The sequence below is a fragment of the Ruegeria sp. YKSD163 genome, from assembly GCF_059612905.1.
Genome location: NZ_JBXWRM010000023.1, coordinates 1 through 17276 on the forward strand (window position 1 = coordinate 1; position 17276 = coordinate 17276).

Genomic DNA, 17276 nt, shown 5'->3' on the forward strand with positions numbered 1-17276 from the left:
CAACCCAAATACGAAACACAGCGCTAAGAGCGCGATATACAGACTTTCAATCCGTCGAAACGAACCAAACCGCCCACATATCTCTTCAGTCATCCATCAATGTCAAAGAGCGCGAGACAAAAAACCAACACGTAGCGCCAAATCCTTCTGGCGCAAACCGCGTCGACCTCATCTCATTTTTTTGTTCCGAAGTCAGTGGCCGAGGCCGCTCGCTCCGCCCAACCCTGCCTCAGCAGCGCCGGTGAAGGGCTATCTACGTTCTCCTCCCGGGACCCGCAACCCCAATTTCACAAAAATCTCACAAAACAGGCAAAAATCTTCATTTTTCATTTATTATCAATTATTTATATATTGGATTTGCAAGCTTGAAAGGAAGGTTGAACACGATCGCGAAGCCGCGAAGCCGCGGAAAACCGATCAAATTTTCAGGGCACCCCCTACATATAGTAGCCCTTTATGCGAGCGCCACCATTCACCTGCTGATCGACAGTGAATCGAGTCACCGCTTCCATTGGCCAAGCCGCGTGACTGGCGAAGGAATCGCACCTAACGTCGACACGGACACCAGCATTCCGCCCCACGAGGGAACACAGCAGACGGGATCGACCGACATGACAGACACGCCCCTGCTGACCTTTGCCAATCGGCTCGCCGTGGCCCTTGATGGGTCCCAGGCTCTGGACGCTCTTTGTGCTCTTGCGCGTGCGAGCGTTCCCGCCCGCCTGTTTACGGTCACGCTGATCGACCTCGATGCGGGGCAGGCGTTGCGTGTCTATTCCAACATGCCGGACAGCTACCCGGTTTCGGGTCGCAAGTCCGTGACGCGGGATAGCTGGTTCCGGCAGGTGATCGAGGAACAGCGCAGCTTTGTCGCCAACACTGCCACCGAGATTGCCGCTGTCTTCCCCGATCAGCCGTTGATTGCCCGCCTTGGATGCGACGCGGTGGTCAATCTGCCCATCGTGTTGGGTGGGCAGACGGTTGCAACGGTGAACCTGCTCGACCGGGCACGCAGCTATCCCGCCAAGGTACTGGATCGGATCGAAGGCACACTGCGCCTGCCGGCCATGGCGGCGCTTGCCGTCTATACCGTGTTGGAAGGTTCCGCCCCCGATTGGTAAGAGCGGGGGGTCGAACCGGTCCAGCGCCGAAAGGCCCGATGAAAATTCGCCGCCGAGGAAAACCCCACATCCTGCGATATCTCTTCGATGCTCTTGCGGCCCTCGCGCAGGTCTCGGATGGCAATGTCGCGACGCAGCGCGTCCTTGATCGCCTGAAAGCTGGTTCCGTCCTCTTCCATCCGCCGGGTCAGGGTACGCCTGCTCATCCCCAACGCCTGCGCCGTGTCGGACAGGGAACAGCCGACCCAGTCGGAACGAAACAGAAAGGCGCGCACCCGCAACGACTGGCTGTGCTCGTGATAGCTGGTAAAGATCCAGTCGCGCGGCGCCCGCGCCAGGAAGGCATCCATCTCGGCGCTGCTGCGTGTCTGTGGCGGCGACAGTTGCGCCAGATCAAAGGACAGGCCCGAGGCCGAAGCGTCGAAATGCACCGGTGCGGGAAAGATCACCGAATAATCCTGGGCAAAGGTGGGACGATCAAAGGCGAAATGCACCGCCCGCACCGGCACCTCATGCCCGGCCAGCCACGATAGCAGCCCGTGCGCCAGTTTCAGGATCAGCATGTGACCAAAGCGCTGCACTTGGTCATCGCCCTGCGGCAGCAACATCAGGTCGATCCGCTCACCCTCAGTGCGCAATTCGAACTGGAAATCATCCAGAAGCAGGTTCCAGAAGGTCGAAAACCGGTGCAGTGCCGAGGGCAGCGAGCCGCTTTCCCGCACCGTGGCCAGCAGATGCTGCAAGGTGCGATGGCGGATCGGGCGACTCCATAATCCGGTCATCTCATCGCCGGTCTCAACCGCAGCGATTTTATAAAGCCGCACGATCTGGTCCAGCGTCACCCGCGCGCCGGGCTGGTTATGGATCGCCCCCAGCCCCGACCGCTCCAGAAAACCGGCCATCTCGGCCTCGGCCGAGCAGCGGCGCAGCGCCGACAGCCAATCCTCGATAAACGGTTGCGAGACGGTCGCCAGGCTGGCGGTATCCGGTCTGCGCATGCTCCGGCCCCCTCATTGGTTTGGCGCGATTGGAAAGGAATTTGTCTCACAATGACGTTGATCGCAAGTTTCGGCTCCTCTAGCTGGCACATTGAAACAGGAATGGAGAATTGGGAATGACCTATCAGGCGCCGGTCCGTGACATCATGTTCGCCATCGAACACCTCTCGCAATGGCCGCAGGTCGAAGCGCTGCAACCCTATTCCGAGATCCAGCTGGACGATGCCCGCGCCGCGCTGGAGGAATTCGGCCGTTTCTGCGGCGAGATGATCGCCCCCCTTTCCACCATCGGCGACACCGAGGGCGCCCGGCTGGAAAACGGCCGGGTCGTCCTGCCCGAGGGCTACAAGACCGCCTATGACCAGTTCGTCGAAATGGGCTGGCAAAGCCTCAGCCACCCGACCGAACATGGCGGCATGGGCCTGCCCAAGGTGGTTGGCGCCGCCGCGACCGAGATTGTCAACAGCGCCGACATGAGCTTTGGCCTCTGCCCGCTGCTGACCAACGGCGCCATCGACGCGTTGTCGATCACCGGGTCCGAGGCACAAAAGGCATTCTATCTCGACAAGCTGATCACCGGGCGCTGGTCGGGTACCATGAACCTGACCGAGCCGCAGGCGGGCAGTGACCTGAGCCGGGTGCGCTGCAAGGCGGTGCCGCAAGATGATGGCACCTATGCAATCAGCGGCACCAAGATCTTCATCACCTTTGGCGAACATGACCTGTCGGAAAACATCGTGCATCTGGTACTGGCCCGCACCCCTGACGCGCCCGAAGGGGTGCGTGGGCTGAGCCTGTTCGTGGTGCCCAAACTGCTCGAAGGTGAGGGCGGCGAGACCGCACTGCGCAACACGCTGGGCTGCGTCAGCCTGGAGCACAAGCTGGGTGTGCGCGCCAGCCCGACGGCCGTGATGGAATACAACAACGCCACCGGCTATCTGGTGGGCGAGGAAAACAGCGGCCTGCGCTACATGTTTATCATGATGACCTCGGCCCGCTATGCGGTGGGCGTGCAGGGTGTGGCGATTGCCGAACGCGCCTATCAGCATGCGCTGTCCTATGCCCGTGACCGGGTACAAAGCCGACCCGTAGACGGATCGGTCCAGGATGCGGTGCCGATCATCCAGCACCCCGATGTGCGCCGGATGCTTCTGAGGATGCGCGCGCTGACCGAAGGCGGGCGGGCGCTTGCCATCGCCACGGGCGGTTGGCTCGACCTGGCCGAACATGGACCCGAAGAGGCGCGTGCCGAGGCGCAGTCCATGGCCGAATTCCTTGTGCCGCTGGTCAAGGGGTTCTGCACCGAGCGCGCGGTCGAGGTCGCCTCGCTGGGTGTCCAGATCCACGGCGGCATGGGTTTCATCGAGGAAACCGGCGTGGCGCAATTCTATCGCGATGCCCGCATCCTGCCGATCTACGAGGGTACCACCGCCATTCAGGCCAATGACCTGCTGGGTCGCAAGGTGCTGCGCGATGGCGGCCGTACCGCGCGCCGCTTTGCCGAGATGATCGCCGCAACCGAGGGTGAGCTGTCGAACGGTGGCGCGGCAGCACAACAGATCGCCCAGCGCCTAGCCGAGGCTCGCGTAGCCTTTACCACCAGCCTCGACCATCTGTTGGCAACCGCCGGGCAGGACCCCAACCGCGCCTATGCCGGCAGCGTGCCCTTCCTGATGCTGACCGGCAATCTGGCCACAGGCTGGCAGCTTGGCCTGTCGGCGCTGGCCGCCGAGGCCGAACTGGCCAAGGGCGGCGATGCCGAATTCCTACAGGCCAAGATCGCCACCGCCGATATCTTTGCCCAGCAGGTGCTGGTCGAATGCACGGCCGAGCACAGCCGTATCACCGATACCGGCGACAGCCTGCTGACCGCAACACTCTGATCCTGAACCCGATACCGGCCCGCAAATCGGGCCAGCCCCCATTCGAAAGGACATGCCCGTGACCCAGGATGTAACCTCTGGCTATACCAACCTCGATCTCGACCTGCGCGACAATGGCGTCTGCATCGTGACGCTGAACCGCCCGACCAAGCGCAACGCACTGGATGTCGCCACCATCGAGGAGCTGGTCACCTTCTTCAGCACGGCCCATCGCAAGGGCGTGCGCGCCGTGGTGCTGACCGGTGCAGGCGAACATTTCTGCGCGGGTCTCGACTTGGTCGAACACTGGAAGGCCGACCGCAGCGCGGACGATTTCATGCATGTCTGCCTGCGCTGGCACGAGGCGTTCAACAAGATGGAATATGGTGGCGTGCCGATCATCGCCGCGCTTCAGGGGGCGGTTGTCGGCGGCGGTCTTGAACTGGCCAGCGCCGCCCATATCCGGGTGATGGACCAGAGCACCTATTTCGCCCTGCCAGAGGGCCAGCGCGGTATCTTCACCGGAGGCGGCGCCACGATCCGCGTGTCGGACATGATCGGCAAATACCGGATGATCGACATGATCCTGACCGGCCGTGTCTATCAGGGACAAGAGGCCGCCGATCTGGGCCTGGCACAATACATTACCGAAGGGTCGAGCTTCGACATGGCGATGGAACTGGCCGACAAGATCGCCAGCAACCTGCCGCTGACCAACTTCGCCATCTGTTCGGCCATCAGCCATATGCAGAACATGTCGGGTCTGGACGCTGCCTATGCCGAAGCCTTTGTCGGCGGCATCGTCAACACCCAGCCCGCCGCCCGCGAACGGCTGGAGGCATTCGCCAACAAGACCGCTGCCCGCGTTCGCCCCAACAGCTGAAACCAGCCGCCCTTGCACACAGGCGTGCTTGCAAGGGCGGCGCAAGGCGCCTACATCTGCGCCCCATGGCCAAGAAGAACTCAGACCCCAATTACAAGGTGATCGCCGAAAACCGGCGGGCACGGTTCGATTACGCGATCGAGTCCGATCTGGAATGTGGCATCATTCTGGAGGGGTCCGAGGTCAAGGCGCTGCGCGCCGGTGGCAGCAATATCGCCGACAGCTATGCCGCTGTGGAAAACGGCGAACTGTGGCTGGTGAACGCCTATATCCCGCCCTACGAGCAGGCCAAAATGTTCAAGCACGAGGAACGGCGACGGCGCAAGCTGCTGGTCTCGCGCAAGGAACTGGCCAATCTGTGGAACGCCACCCAGCGCAAGGGCATGACGCTGGTGCCGCTGGTGCTCTATTTCAATCACAAGGGCATCGCCAAGATGAAGCTTGGCATCGCCAAGGGCAAGAAGATCCACGACAAGCGCGAGACCGAGGCCAAGCGCGATTGGAACCGCCAGAAACAGCGCCTGCTCAAAGACAACGCCTAGGCGCCACGCAGGCAAAAGCTGAGACACTTCTTTCTGGTCGCAAATACTCCCGCCGGAGGCATCCCCGGCTAGAATGCAGAATAATCAGTCCGGGTTGACCACCCGGATCAGCTTGCGCTCCAGCACCCGCAGTACCGATTTCAGGTCCTGCCCCCGTTTCAGCACCTGCCCGTCCATTCCGACCACCGCGTACATGCCCTGACGGTTGCGCAGGCGCGGACGTTTTTCGATCCGGTAAAGGGGATGTTCGGCAGTACGTCGAAAGACAGAGAATACGGCCATGTCGCTCAGCATCGAAATGCCGTAGTCGCGCCATTCTCCCGCAGCAACCATGCGCCCGTATAGACCAAGGATGACGGCCATTTCACGTCTGTCAAAGGCAACCTGCGCCGGGGCCTGACCGGCAGAGAACGGGCTGGGAGGCAACATGTTCATACTCCCAGCTTGCCGGAAATCGCGGGCAAATCAAGCCTGTCGCGATACAGTTCCGTGTGATTGGGGTGGCCCGGCCACATCGCGGCGATGTGTGTCCGGCACCCAGTCAGCCGCCTCGCGGTTCCAGAACCGGTTCGGATTATCCTCGTCCAAGCCCCGGATATGACAGGTTCGCAGAGCCGGCAACACCAGAACCACAGGCTCCTCATAGGGGTGGACATGATAGATCGCGTTCAGCACTGCGTCGAGCCGCGCGGCATCCTCCGACAGAAAGAACGAAAGCTCCAGACAGGGCACGCTCACCGCATCGGTGGTGGGCGCATTGACGCCGCCGGTCAGCGAGCGGAAGCGCTGTTGCCCTGGGGCGGCAAAGGTCACCCGGTCATAGTCGCCCCAGACCAGCGGGTCCTGGGCGATCACCGCCGCGATCACTCTAGGGCAATCCGGCTCGGGCACCTGCACCAGCACCCGCCAGCCTGTCTGGGTCGTGAAGCGGTCGGATGTCAGTACGGGCAGCATGTCCCACCCTCCCATCTGATGCCGAGGATCTGGCGCAACGCTGCTGCACCGGCGGGGGTCACATCCAACCCGCGCTCACCCCGGAGACGCCGAAGCCAATTCGCCGCCAGCGCATGAGACAGCATTTCGCGTCCCACCGGCCCTGCCACATGCGACAGCCGCTCGGTCCAGTCCAGACAGGGCCGCGCCAGCGGCGCGCGCCCGGTCAGGGTCACCCCTAGTTTGGCCCAGCGTTCGGAAGGAACCACCCGGTATTGCACCCCGTCCGGCACAAGATAGCCCTGATCCAGCAACGCCTGGGCGATGGCCACCCCCAGCCGTCCGGCCAAGTGGTCATAACAGCTGCGTGCCTCGAGCATCTTGAGCCGCGCTCCCTTGCGCTGCTGCGCGCGATAAAGGTGATCGCTGGGTGCCAGTGCCGAAAGGGTTTCCAGCGCTTCGGCCACGTCGGGCCCGGCGATGCGGTGATACAGGCAGCGCCCGCTGCGGGTGGCCTGGATCAGCCCCGACTGCTCCAGCCGGCGCAGATGCGCGGTGGCGGTCTGCGCGGTGACTCCGGCGGCGCTGGCCAGTTCCTTGTTGGTATAGGCGCGGCCATCCATAAGCTCGCACAACATCCGCGCGCGGCTGGAATCGGCAAGGGCAGCGCCAAGGATATCGAGACGGGGTGTAAGGGTCATGCGAGCAGACTAGCCGCAAGCACAGCAGGCCCAACAGCGAAAACGCTTCGCTGATGGGCTGAGTGAATTCGCCAGATTTAACCGCCCGGTAACCTGCTTCACAGATGCTGGACCAGCGAAAGAGCCAACCTCCAGAAAGGGCAGGCGCGTGCCCCGACCGATCCAGACCGACATGATACGCAGTCTTTTCACGCGGTTTTGCTTGCTGGGCGCTCTGCTGGTCTGCCTGACCGCTCTTTCAGCTTCGCCGCCTTTGGACGCCGATGAACCGGTGGTCCGGGACGAGGCGGTACTGGCGCGTCAGGCCACCATGCGCCAGGCCAAGGCTGCGCTAGGGGTGCTGATGGACATGATCGCCCAGCGCCGCCGTTTTGACCGGCCTACGGCCCGCTCGGCGCAGGCGGATCTGGTCGAAGTGCTCGATACGCTGCCCGAACGATTTTCGGAACCTCATATGGACAGGCACAGCCGCGCGCGCAGCCTGATCTGGCAGGACTGGGGCCAGTTTTCCGCCTTGGCCCAGGCCGCCGCCCGCGCCGCGCGCGATTTGCGCCCAAACACTCTTCCGGCGCTGCGCCGCAGCCTGCCGGATCTGATGGCCACCTGTCTGGCCTGCCACCGGCACTATCGCCGTGAACGCTAACGTCCCGCCTGCGCGGAAAAAGACGGTTCACCCCCCGCCGGGCACAGGATAGAAGGCAGCCAGAGCAGTTGCCGGAGTCCGAACATGAGCGCCCCCAAACCCGTCGTCCTGTGCATTCTCGATGGCTGGGGCCTTTCAGACGACAAGACCGCAAACGCGCCCTACCTGGCAAAGACCCCGACATTCGACACGATCATGACCGGGGGGCCTCATGCCCGGCTGATAACCCATGGGCCGGATGTGGGCCTGCCCAGCGGCCAGATGGGCAATTCCGAAGTGGGACACACCAATATCGGCGCGGGCCGGGTGGTAGCCATGGACCTTGGACAGATCGACCTGGCAATCGAGGATGGCTCGTTTTTTGACAATACCTCGCTGCGGGACTTCATCGCCAGGACCAAGGCCGCGGGCGGCACCGCGCATCTGATGGGGCTGGTTTCGGATGGCGGTGTACACGGACATCTGAACCATATCGTGGCCGCCGCGCAGGCGATTACCGAGGCCGGGGTACCGGTTGCGCTGCACGCCATCACGGACGGGCGCGACGTGGCCCCGAAATCTGCCTACGGCTATATGGCCGAACTGGAAGACCGCCTGCCCCAGGGCGCCCGCATCGTCACTGTTACCGGGCGCTATTTCGCGATGGATCGCGACAATCGCTGGGAGCGCGTGCAAGAAGCTTATGATGCCATCATCAAAGGCAAGGGGCGCCGCGTCACCTCTGCCCATTCGGCCATCGACCACGCCTATAACCAGTCGGAAACCGACGAATTTATCACCGCATCGATTCTAACCGGCTATGAGGGGGTACGGGATGGCGACAGCCTGTTCTGCCTCAATTTTCGCGCTGATCGGGCTCGCGAGATCCTGCGTGCCATCGGCGAGCCGGGCTTTGCCGATTTCGACACCGGCCCCCGCCCCGCCCTGTCGGCGCTGCTGGGGATGGTCGAGTATTCGGACGGCCACAATGCCTATATGACCACCGTGTTTCCCAAGCGCGACATCGTCAACACGCTGGGCGCCTGGGTGGCGCAACACGGCTTGCGCCAGTTCCGTCTGGCAGAAACCGAGAAATATCCGCATGTCACCTTCTTCCTCAACGGTGGAAAGGAAGAGGCCGAGCCGGGCGAGGACCGTTTCATGCCGAAATCGCCCAAGGTGGCGACCTATGACCTGCAACCCGAGATGAGCGCCCCCGAGGTGACCGAAAAATTCGTCGAGGCGATCGGCGCGGGCTATGACCTGATCGTCACCAATTACGCAAACCCCGACATGGTCGGCCATACCGGCGACCTGAAGGCCGCGATCAAGGCCTGCGAGGCGGTGGACCAGGGTCTGGCCCGGGTCATCGCCGCGCTGGAACAGGCCGGCGGCGCCATGATCGTCACCGCCGATCACGGCAATTGCGAGATGATGATCGACCCCGAAACCGGTGGACCCCATACGGCGCACACACTGAACCCGGTGCCGGTGGCACTGGTCGGCGGCCCGGAGGGCGCGACCCTGCGCGATGGGCGGCTGAGCGATCTGGCGCCCACAATCCTGGCGCTGATGGGCCTGCCGAAACCGCCCGAGATGACCGGAGAGAGCCTGATCACATGATCCGCCGAACCGCGCTTTTGCTGTCTCTAATGATCTGGTCCACCATGGCCCAGGCCGAAGGTGACCCAGCCGAGGCGGCGCAGGAGGCGGCGCGGATGCTCGAAGAGGCCTCGGTCGCGCTGGCCGAGGCGGAGAGCGCGCGCGACCGCGTACGCGCCCTGACCGGCACCGTGCAGGCATACGAGGCGGGGCTGGCCGCGATGCGCGACGGGTTGCGCCGAGCGTCGGTCCGCGAGGGGCAACTGGCCGCGGAACTGAATGCGCGCGAGGGCGAGGTGGCGCAGCTTCTCGGGGTACTCCAGACCATCGAAACCGCGCCGCCACCAGTGCTGATGCTGCACCCGTCGGGTCCTTTGGGTGCCGCGCGATCGGCGATGACCCTGGCCGAGATGACACCGGAATTGCAGGCCCGCGCGAACGCGCTGGCTCGTGATCTGACCGAGGTGCGGACCCTGCGCACACTGCAACAGAACGCCGCGCGCACCCTGCAAGAAGGGTTGACCGGCATTCAGCAGGCGCGGGCAGAGCTGAGCCAGGCCATCGCCGACCGCACCGATCTGCCGCGCCGGTTCACAGAGGATCCGGTTCGCACCGCCATCCTTGTCTCGTCCACCGAAACGCTCGAAGGATTCGCCAGCGGGCTGTCCGAGATCGCCGAAGGCGAGATCGCCGCCTCTTCGGCTGATATCTCGGCCCTGAAGGGCCAGCTTCCCTTGCCGGTGCAGGGGGTTTTGCTGCGCCGCGCCGGGCAGGCAGATGCAGCCGGTATCACGCGAGAGGGAATCATCGTGGCGGCCCGGCCCCGCGCTCTGGTCGCTGCGCCCACCGCCGCGACGATCCGCTATCGTGGCCCGCTTCTTGATCTCGGCAATGTCGTGATCCTTGAACCGCAGCCCGATCTGCTGATCGTGCTGTCCGGCCTGCAAGAGGTCTATGGCGCGGCGGGTGAGGTGGTTCCGGCGGGTACGCCTGTGGGCCTTATGGGCGGTGCAACTCAGGAAATCGGCGCGATTCTGTCAACAAGCGGTGATGGCTCTGGTACAGAGCGATCAGAAACGCTCTATATAGAGGTCAGAGAGGGCGACAGCCCGGTGGACCCGGAAACGTGGTTCCAAACCGACAAGGATGGATAGACGAGCATGAAAAAAGTCGTTTTGGCCGGACTGGCAGGGACTCTGGCGGGGATCATCGCCACAACCCAGGTTGCCGGACCGCTAGTCGCACAAGAGGCAAAGGCAAATTCCAACGTGTACGAACAGCTCGACCTGTTCGGTGATATTTTCGAACGTATCCGCGCGCAATATGTCGAAGAGGTCGATGCAGGCGAATTGATCGAGGCAGCCATTGACGGCATGCTCACCTCGCTCGACCCACATTCCAGCTATCTCTCGCCCGATGACGCGGCGCAGATGCGGGTGCAGACCCGAGGCGAATTCGGGGGCCTGGGCATCGAGGTCACTCAGGAAGAGGGCTTCGTCAAGGTCGTGTCGCCCATCGACGGCACCCCCGCCGATGAGGCCGGGATCGAGGCGGGCGATTTCATCACCCATGTGGATGGCGAAAGCGTTCTGGGTCTGACCCTGGACAAGGCGGTCGACCTGATGCGCGGCCCCGTGGGCAGCGAGATCGTGATCACCGTGGTGCGTGAGGGCGAGGACGAACCCTTCGACGTCTCGATCATCCGCGATACCATCAAGCTCACCGCCGTGCGCGCCCGGACCGAGGGCACCAGCGTGGTTCTACGCGTGACCACCTTCAACGACCAGACCTATCCCAACCTCGAAGAAGGGCTCGCCAAACAGGTCGAAGCCGCGGGCGGCATCGACAAGGTGAACGGCTTCGTGCTTGACCTGCGCAACAACCCCGGCGGTCTGCTGACGCAGGCGATCAAGGTATCGGATGCCTTCCTCGACAGCGGTGAAATCGTGTCTACGCGCGGTCGCAACCCCGAAGACGGCGAGCGGTTCAACGCAACACTTGGCGATCTGGCCCAAGGCAAGCCGGTCGTGGTGCTGATCAATGGCGGTTCGGCCTCGGCCTCGGAAATCGTGGCCGGCGCCTTGCAGGACCATCGCCGCGCCATCGTGGTAGGGACCAAGAGCTTTGGCAAGGGATCGGTGCAGACAGTGATGCCGCTGCGTGGTGACGGCGCCATGCGCCTGACCACCGCACGCTACTACACGCCGTCGGGACGGTCGATCCAGGCGCTGGGTGTCAGCCCCGACATCGTGGTCGAACAACCGCGCCGCCAACCCGAAGCCGAGGAAGAGCGGGTCACTCCGCGCTCGCGCTCGGAGGCCGATCTGCGCGGACGCCTGAACAATGACAGCCTGAGCGAGGATGAGATCCGCCAGATCGAGGAAGACCGCGCCAAGGCCGAGGCCACCGCCGAACTGCGGCAAGAGGACTATCAACTGGCCTATGCCATCGACATCCTCAAAGGTCTCTCGGCGTTCGCCCCGGCAGACTGATCCGAGCAGACCGGACCTCACGGCCGCATCACCTCACGGTGGTGCGGCCGTTTTCGGTTAGGCTCCTACCGAATGCGCAAGCTGTGTCCTGGGATCAACTTGTCTCCAGACAATGCCTGCGAAAGGCGCGCTTGAGCATGTCAAGCTCAGCACGCAGCAACTCCACCTCGGCACGCAGATCATCGGGAACGGATTCGCCCGCGATCAGGGTAAAATCGCCCAGCTTCGTCTCGGTTTCACCATCGGCAATCAGAAAGGTTTGCACCCCGTCGGCGACGGCATAGTCCGGCACCGGGATGGTCAGGGTCCAGAAGCTGCTGTCGGTGCCCTCCACCAGCTCCACATCCGGGACTGGCAGATCAAGATGGGTGACCAGGATGTTGGGGCGCTTGCCGGTTGTGGGGGCGCCGGTCAGCCGCCCCTCCCACACACCGTTGCGCAGGCGGATCTTGGTCAGGGTCAGGTCGCTCATTCTGTCACCTCTCACAGGGCCGCGCGCCGATGGCGGCAGAATGTCAGGTCGCGCAGAATGACCTGATTCATCTCGGGCGCTTCAAAGATCAGGTCCAGCCAGATCTTCTCGATCCGTTTCTCGTTCAGCCGCGAATAGGCCAGATCGAATTCCACCATCACATCCTGTTCGTGTAACGGCAATTCACGCACGATCTGTTCGGTATTGGGGCCGTGGCGGATGTTGAGACGGGCAAAGATCTCCAACGGTTTCTCGCTTTCGATGATGGTATCGACCCGCAGCAGATGCGCCCGCGTCATCCCCTCTGTTGCCGTATCAGGCAGGTCGATCACGAGCGAAAGGAACGAACCGTCGAACTTGAAAACATCCATGCGCAACCCGTAGGGCGCCAGGTCAGCCTCACGCAGGTTACGCAGCTGGCGCAGGGTCAGCTCGGAGAATTCGCAATCGTGAAACAGCGTCACCTCGCCCCCCAGGGTCGACCGCGTCGGTACCGAGGACAGACCCGGCGATGCCAGCGGCCCTCGCCACAGCTCAGGTCGCCAGGACCAGTCGGTCCCATGCGGCTTGGGAAAGAAGGACGAGCCGATCAGCGGCAGCGCCAGCCGCCCGTCGGCCACGTTGATCAGCCGGTCCAGATGGGTGCGCAGGTCGCGCGCCCGGTTACGCTGGCGACGCAGCTCGGACAATGGGGTGGACAGCGCATTGCGGGCAGCCCGGCGCCAGCGCCGCATCTCCCGCAGATGAAACAATCTGTCCAGAACCCTGCCCATTCCCGTCCGCCGCTATTGGTTTCGCGCTGTTTTCTCTGTTTAGCGAAAGGATGTTAACTAAATAAACCCAATAACTCGATCCCTTGGGAAAAATTCTTGTTATGGAAACAATCCGCCGCCCAACCGCGGCCCCCCCCCTCGCGGGGGCTACCTTGTAATCGGGCCAGTCAGCGCTTACCGTCCAAAGGGCGGCTAGGGTCGCACAGTCGGCATCAACGCCGTTCAGGGTCAGCCGCGGCAAGAGGTGGGTGATGGAGCCTAGTCTGTTTTCCTTCATCTGGAAACATTCAAAACGCCAGCAGATTGCGTTGCTGGCGCTGACGGTGATCTCGTTTCCCTTTCTTTACGCCTCGCTCGAACTGCCCAAGCGGATCATCAACGATGCCATCGGCGCACAGGTTGACCGGATCGACCTGTGGGGCGTCGAGCTGAGCCAGATCGAATACCTGTTCGCGCTCTGCCTCGCTTTTCTCGCGATGGTGGTCCTCAGCGGGCTGATGAAGATGAAGATCAACACCATGAAAGGGGTGTTGAGCGAGCGCATGCTGCGCCGTCTGCGCTATCAGCTGATCGCGCGGATGATGCGCTTTCCACGCACCTACTATACGACCACCAGTCAGGGAGAGCTGGTGTCGATGATCACCTCAGAGGCCGAGCCGATGGGTGGGTTGATGGGGGATGCGGTGGCGCAACCGGTGTTTCAGGCCGGACAGATGCTGACCATCGTCACCTTCCTGTTCATGCAGAATGTCTGGTTCGGACTGGCCTCGGTGGCGCTGATCCCGCTTCAGGCCTGGCTGATCCCGCGCCTGCAACGGCAGATCAACCTGCTGAACAAGGCGCGTATCCAGCAGGTGCGCCACCTGAGCTCGGAAATCGGTGAAAGTGCCGCGGGCATCGCCGATCTGCGCACCAATGGCGGCTGGCGCTATCGGCTGGCACAGATCACCGACCGGTTGGGGCGGCTCTACGAAATCCGTTTCCGGATCTATCAGAAGAAATTCTTCATGAAGTTCCTGAACAACCTGATTTCGCAGATGACACCGTTCCTGTTCTATTCGGTGGGCGGTTATCTGGCGATCAAGGGCCAGATCACGGTTGGTGCGCTGGTCGCGGCACTGGCGGCCTACAAGGATCTGTCCAGCCCGTGGAAAGAGTTGCTGACCTATTACAACCAGGTTCAGGACATGTCGCTGCGCTGGCAGGTGGTGACTGAACGCTTTGCCCCCCAGGGCATGATTCCCGCGGCACTCTTCGACGGCGAACCCGACGAGGTGCCACGTCTGACCGGCGCGATCGAGTTGCGCGACGTGACAGTGCATGATCAGGACGGCAACACCATCCTCGAAGACATCGACCTGACGATTCCGCCCGGTGCGCGGGTGGCGATCCGGTCGGACCGGCCCGCCGAGCGGGCGGCTCTTGCCCAGTTATTGACGCGCGAGATCTTGCCCAGCAGGGGCGAGGTGGTGATCTCGGGGCATCCACTCAGCACGCTGCACCAGACGGTGATCGCAGCCCGGATCGGCTATGCCCATTCGCGCCCATATCTGTTCGACGGCACACTGGGTGACAACCTGCTGATGCCGCTGCGCACCCGGCCGCAGATCGACCCCTTGGCGCCTGCCAGGCCGGACCGTCGGCTGGTCGAGGCGGTCCAGGCCGGCAACAGTGGCGATACGCTGGATGTCGACTGGATTGACCCGAGCCTCGCCGGGCTGACCGACGGTGACCAGATCCGCGATTGGTGGTTCCAGCTGGTCGAGGCGATGGGTCTGGACGAATACATGTTCCGCCGCACCCTGCGCAGCCGGATCGACCCACGCCTGCATGAGAGCCTCACCGCCGAGATTGTCGCCCAGCGCGACATCGTTGCGCGCCGCCTGTCTGAACGGGGGCTGGCCGCGATGGTACACCGGTTCGACCCGGACCGTTTCAACCCAGCGGTACCGCTGGGGGGCAACCTGCTTTTTGCCGCCCCGGCGCGCGAGATATCGCAAGAGCAACTGATCGGTGACGGACGCTTCATCCAGATGCTTCGGGACGAAGGGTTGGCCGACGAGGCAATGGAAATGGCGCTGGGTGTGGTCGCAACCCTGCGCCAAACCTTTGGGCGCGACGGGACCCAGCACCCGCTGTTCCGGCGCATGGGTATGGAGGACACGGTCTATCTGCGCCTGCTCGACATTGCGGACCGCCACGCATCCGGCGGCGTCGAGGCGTTGTCGGACGAGGAGCGCGCCCAGCTGATGACCGTGCCATTTCTGCTGACGGCCGAGCAGATCGGCCCCGCCTTCCCCGAGGAGTACAAGGACAAGATCCTTGCCATCCGCCGCGACCGTGCCAGCCGTCTGCGCACCCTGGTCGGCAGCGATTTCGTCGCCGTCGGTCCGCAAGTTTATATCCCCCGGCTCACCGTTCTGGAAAACGCGCTTTTTGGGCGGGTCTCGATTGTTGCGGGCGCCCAGGCCGAAGCAATCGAGGACACGGTCGCCGAAGTGCTGGCCGAGGCGGGACTGCGCCGCCGTATTGCCGCGCTGATCTATGATATGCCCGCCGGTCTGGGCGGCGCCAATCTGCCAACAGTCTTTCAGGAGCGCGCCGCGTTTTCCCGCGCCAGCATCAAGCGGCCCGATATCCTGATACTGGACAATGCGCTGGCCAGCCACGACTCCGAAAGCCGCCTACGGACAAGGCAGCGGCTGCGCGAGTTGTTGCCCCGTGCCATCATGATCTTCATGGAAGACAGTTTCGCCAATCCCGAAGCCTACGACCTCTTTGTCGAGATCAAGCACGGCCGTATCGACGGCGTGACCAGGGCCCAGCCAGACCTTGCCGCCGGTGCCACCGCCGATCTGGACCGCAAGCTGAAGATCATCACCGCGACACCGCTCTTTGCGCGGTTGGATGCCCGCAACCAGCGGTTACTGGCCTTTTCGGCGCAATGGTATCGGGCTCAGGCTGGACAGGTCATCTTTTCCAGCGGACAGACCGCCGACGCCGCATATCTTTGTCTGTCGGGTCGAGCTGCGCTGCGCTGGCCCGAGGATGCACCGGGCGAGCGGCCCATTACACTGATCGAACCGGGCCGACTGATCGGCGATCTGTCTATCATCACGCGCCAGCCGCGCCCGATGGACCTGATCGCCGAGACCGAAAGCCGGTTCCTGCGTATCGGTGCCGAGGAGTTTCGCGCCGTCATCGAACACGATGCCGGTGTCTCGCTGCATCTGTTGCAAACCGTGGCAGGACATCTGGTCGAAGCCGGCGACATCCTGCGCGCGGCACGGATCAATATCACCGACTTCACTGGCCAATCACTTCGCCCGGCACCGCTCCCGAACGGCGGAAAGGAGCCCGATGCCTGATCGCCGCACCTATGCCCCGCATGAACAACTGGTCGCGCCAGGGCGGGCCCGGCCCGAGCTGTGGCGACTGATCGCCGGGCTGATCGCCATCGGGGTCATCGTGATGGGCGCCAATATGGTGCTCTACGGGTTGGTCAACATGCTCGCCAGCCCGGAATGGTCCACCGGCTTCACCAGTGGCACCACGGCCGATGGGTTGTTGGTGCTGCTGGCCAGTTTCGGCTTTGTCATCCTGGGCGTTGGCATCGCCGCAAGGCTGTTTCAACACCGCGCACCGTTGGGTATCATCGGCCCGCCTCGTCTGGCGTTGCAACAATTCTGGCGAGTGTTTCGCCTGCTGCTGGTGCTGGGGGCGCTGCTCTTGATCCTGCCCCCCTATGACATGGGAGCGCCGCTGAAAGAAAACCTGCCGCCGGGGCGTTGGCTGTTATTGCTGCCGCTGTCGATCCTGGCGCTGCTGATCCAGACCGGAGCAGAGGAGGTCCTGTTTCGTGGCTATGTGCAACAGGCGCTGGCGGCACGCTTTCGTTCGGCGCTGGTCTGGATGGTGCTGCCCTCGGTCCTGTTCGCCCTCGGCCATTACCTGCCGCAAGAGGCGGGAGGCAACGCGCTGCCCATTGCGCTGTGGTCCGGGGTGTTCGGCATCCTGATGGCCGATATCACCGCTCGCGCCGGCACGCTGGGCCCGGCCATCGCGCTGCATCTGTTCAACAACATGATCGCGCTGCTGATCGTCTCGCTGCCCGACAACCTGTCGGGCCTGTCGCTGTATCTGCTGCCCTATTCGATGGCCGATACCGAACATCTGCGCGCCTGGCTGGCTGTCGATTTCGCCACCATGTTCGTCACCTGGCTGCTGGCTCGGCTCGCCTTGCGACGCTGATTGCATTTCCGCGCACATCACCTT

The 17276-nt window shown here is 63.1% G+C and carries 16 protein-coding genes; 10 read left to right on the top strand and 6 right to left on the bottom strand.

The window, feature by feature from the left end; all coding sequences use genetic code 11:
- Positions 1–611: 611 nt before the first annotated feature.
- Positions 612–1121 carry a GAF domain-containing protein gene (locus AC2FNA_RS20895; protein ID WP_496829887.1) on the top strand — a complete coding sequence of 170 codons (510 nt, stop codon included), beginning with the start codon at positions 612–614 and terminating at the stop codon, positions 1119–1121.
- On the opposite strand, the gene AC2FNA_RS20900 is transcribed toward AC2FNA_RS20895, so the two are convergent.
- Positions 1085–2119, bottom strand: a complete 1035-nt coding sequence (locus AC2FNA_RS20900; protein ID WP_496829889.1) for an AraC family transcriptional regulator — start codon at positions 2117–2119, stop codon at positions 1085–1087. The two genes, AC2FNA_RS20895 and AC2FNA_RS20900, sit on opposite strands and share 37 nt — an antisense overlap.
- A 116-nt stretch (positions 2120–2235) precedes the next feature.
- Between AC2FNA_RS20900 and dmdC the strand changes: the two genes are divergently transcribed.
- The 3 genes from dmdC to smpB all read left to right on the top strand — a co-directional run bounded on the left by dmdC (position 2236) and on the right by smpB (position 5406).
- Entirely contained in the window at positions 2236–4002 is a 1767-nt protein-coding gene (dmdC, locus tag AC2FNA_RS20905; RefSeq protein WP_496829891.1) for a 3-methylmercaptopropionyl-CoA dehydrogenase, read from the top strand.
- A gap of 58 nt (positions 4003–4060) precedes the next feature.
- On the top strand, positions 4061–4864 hold the full coding sequence (gene dmdD / locus AC2FNA_RS20910) for a methylthioacryloyl-CoA hydratase (protein WP_496829893.1): 804 nt from the start codon (positions 4061–4063) through the stop codon (positions 4862–4864).
- A gap of 65 nt (positions 4865–4929) precedes the next feature.
- The gene (gene smpB / locus AC2FNA_RS20915; protein ID WP_496829895.1) at positions 4930–5406 is read left to right on the top strand and encodes an SsrA-binding protein SmpB; all 477 of its coding nucleotides are present in this window, start codon (positions 4930–4932) and stop codon (positions 5404–5406) included.
- Between the two features lie 84 nt (positions 5407–5490).
- Here smpB and AC2FNA_RS20920 read toward each other — a convergent pair whose 3' ends face one another.
- The 3 genes from AC2FNA_RS20920 to AC2FNA_RS20930 are packed head-to-tail and all read right to left on the bottom strand — an operon-like array spanning position 5491 to position 7040.
- A complete protein-coding gene (locus AC2FNA_RS20920) occupies positions 5491–5841 on the bottom strand; it encodes a DUF2794 domain-containing protein (RefSeq protein WP_496829897.1) in 351 nt (116 codons plus the stop codon).
- Between the two features lie 30 nt (positions 5842–5871).
- On the bottom strand, positions 5872–6360 hold the full coding sequence (locus tag AC2FNA_RS20925) for a YqfO family protein (RefSeq protein WP_496829899.1): 489 nt from the start codon (positions 6358–6360) through the stop codon (positions 5872–5874).
- Positions 6345–7040, bottom strand: coding sequence for an ArsR/SmtB family transcription factor (locus tag AC2FNA_RS20930; protein ID WP_496829901.1), 696 nt, complete (start codon positions 7038–7040; stop codon positions 6345–6347). Before AC2FNA_RS20930 ends, AC2FNA_RS20925 begins: the two co-directional genes overlap by 16 nt.
- Before the next feature lie 202 nt (positions 7041–7242).
- Between AC2FNA_RS20930 and AC2FNA_RS20935 the strand changes: the two genes are divergently transcribed.
- The 4 genes from AC2FNA_RS20935 (at position 7243) to AC2FNA_RS20950 (ending at position 11756) form a co-directional block, all read left to right on the top strand.
- Complete coding sequence (locus tag AC2FNA_RS20935) at positions 7243–7683, top strand: c-type cytochrome (RefSeq protein ID WP_496829903.1); 441 nt, start codon at positions 7243–7245, stop codon at positions 7681–7683.
- A gap of 84 nt (positions 7684–7767) precedes the next feature.
- The gene (gene gpmI / locus AC2FNA_RS20940) at positions 7768–9285 is read left to right on the top strand and encodes a 2,3-bisphosphoglycerate-independent phosphoglycerate mutase (RefSeq protein WP_496829905.1); all 1518 of its coding nucleotides are present in this window, start codon (positions 7768–7770) and stop codon (positions 9283–9285) included.
- Positions 9282–10418, top strand: coding sequence for a murein hydrolase activator EnvC family protein (locus tag AC2FNA_RS20945; RefSeq protein WP_496829907.1), 1137 nt, complete (start codon positions 9282–9284; stop codon positions 10416–10418). Before gpmI ends, AC2FNA_RS20945 begins: the two co-directional genes overlap by 4 nt.
- Positions 10419–10424: 6 nt before the next feature.
- On the top strand, positions 10425–11756 hold the full coding sequence (locus AC2FNA_RS20950; protein ID WP_234139067.1) for a S41 family peptidase: 1332 nt from the start codon (positions 10425–10427) through the stop codon (positions 11754–11756).
- 94 nt (positions 11757–11850) lie between these two features.
- Here the strand turns inward: AC2FNA_RS20950 and AC2FNA_RS20955 are convergent, their stop codons facing one another.
- Positions 11851–12228, bottom strand: a complete 378-nt coding sequence (locus AC2FNA_RS20955; RefSeq protein WP_496829909.1) for a hypothetical protein — start codon at positions 12226–12228, stop codon at positions 11851–11853.
- A gap of 11 nt (positions 12229–12239) precedes the next feature.
- A complete protein-coding gene (locus AC2FNA_RS20960) occupies positions 12240–13001 on the bottom strand; it encodes a DUF6478 family protein (protein ID WP_234139069.1) in 762 nt (253 codons plus the stop codon).
- Positions 13002–13252: 251 nt separating this feature from the next.
- Between AC2FNA_RS20960 and AC2FNA_RS20965 the strand changes: the two genes are divergently transcribed.
- Both AC2FNA_RS20965 and AC2FNA_RS20970 read left to right on the top strand, forming a co-directional pair.
- Entirely contained in the window at positions 13253–16369 is a 3117-nt protein-coding gene (locus tag AC2FNA_RS20965) for an ABC transporter transmembrane domain-containing protein (RefSeq protein ID WP_496829911.1), read from the top strand.
- The gene (locus tag AC2FNA_RS20970) at positions 16362–17252 is read left to right on the top strand and encodes a CPBP family intramembrane glutamic endopeptidase (protein WP_496829913.1); all 891 of its coding nucleotides are present in this window, start codon (positions 16362–16364) and stop codon (positions 17250–17252) included. Before AC2FNA_RS20965 ends, AC2FNA_RS20970 begins: the two co-directional genes overlap by 8 nt.
- The last annotated feature ends 24 nt before the right edge of the window (positions 17253–17276 follow it).